At 70.4% G+C, this 1,456-nt stretch carries 1 protein-coding gene; it reads right to left on the bottom strand.

The annotated features are described in order from the left end of the window. A partial coding sequence (locus PV679_RS35980) for a beta-ketoacyl reductase (protein WP_319685491.1) occupies positions 1–1,456 on the bottom strand: 1,456 nt, incomplete at both ends.

Genomic DNA, 1,456 nt, shown 5'->3' with positions numbered 1-1,456 from the left:
CACCCTCACCCCACCCCGTACCATCCGCCGCACCCGCGAACGGCTTGCACCGGCCATCCACCGCCAGCCCCCGCTGCCGACTGAACTCCACGAAAGTCACCGGGCTCGCCATCACGGTCACGCCACCGGCGAGCGCCAGATCGCACTCACCGTTGCGCAGCGCCTGCACCGCCAGATGCAACGCCACCAACGACGACGAGCAGGCCGTATCCACCGTCACCGCCGGGCCCTCCAGACCGAAGGTGTACGAGACCCGGCCGGAGACCACGCTGCTGGTGTTGCCGGTGACGAGGTAGCCCTCCACACCCTCCGGTGCGGCACCGAGCCGCTGTGCGTAGTTCTGGGCGATGGCGCCGACAAAGACTCCGGTCGGGCTGCCCGCGAGCGTGTCCGGGTCGATCCCGGCGCGCTCGAAGGCCTCCCAGGACGCCTCCAGAAGCAGCCGCTGCTGCGGGTCCATGGCCAGCGCCTCGCGCGGGCTGATCCCGAAGAAGGCGGCGTCGAACCCGTCGGCGTCGTGCAGGAAGGCGCCTTCGCGGACATATGACGTACCGGACTTCTCGGGGTCGGGATCGTAGAGCGCCTCGACATCCCACCCACGACCCGACGGAAACTCCGAGACCGCGTCCACCTCCCCCTCCAACAACCGCCAGAACTCCTCCGGCGAACCCACCCCACCCGGAAAACGGCAGCTCATCCCCACAATCACGATCGGATCATCATCACGAGCGACAACCGCCGGGCCCTCCACCGTGGCGAACCGCCGCGTGCCCAGCAGTTCGGCGGCGAGATAACCGGCCAGCGTACGGGGGTTGGGATAGTCGAAGACCACCGTGCTGGGCAGCCGGAGGCCGGTGAGCGCGTTGAGGCGGTTGCGCAGTTCGACGGCGGTCAGCGAGTCGAAGCCCAGCTCGTGGAAGGCCCGGCCGGCGTCGATGAGGCCCGGGGCGCGGTGCCCGAGCACGGTCGCCACCTCGGTCCGGACGATGTCCAGCAGCGCCTTCTCACGGTCCGCCGCGGGCAATGTGGCCAGATCGGCCGACGAGGTGCCGCTCGGACCGGCGTCGGCCGCGGCGGTACGGCGCGCCGGACGCACCAGTGCGCGCAGCACGGCCGGAACGGGAAGCTGCTGGCGACGGGCCGCGGCGAGGTCGAACTTCGCCGGTACCACCAGCGGTTCGCCGGTGGCCAGCGCCGCGTCGAAGAGCGCCAGGCCCTCCTCGGCGGCGAGCGGGAGCAGTCCGGACCGGCCGATGCGGGCGCGATCGCTCTGGTCGAGAGTGCCGGTCATGGCGCTGGTGTCGTCCCACAGGCCCCAGGCGAGCGAGACAGCAGGCAGACCACCAGCCCGCCGCAACCGGGCAAGAGCATCCAAAAACGTATTCGCCGCCGCGTAATTGGCCTGACCCGGACTCCCGAGCACACCCGCCACCGACGAGAACAGAACAAAAGCCCT

The sequence above is a fragment of the Streptomyces sp. AK02-01A genome (assembly GCF_033795305.1).
GTDB lineage: Bacteria > Actinomycetota > Actinomycetes > Streptomycetales > Streptomycetaceae > Streptomyces.
The sequence above is the reverse complement of the archived record's forward strand: the minus strand, read 5'-3'. Positions and strand labels throughout refer to the sequence as shown.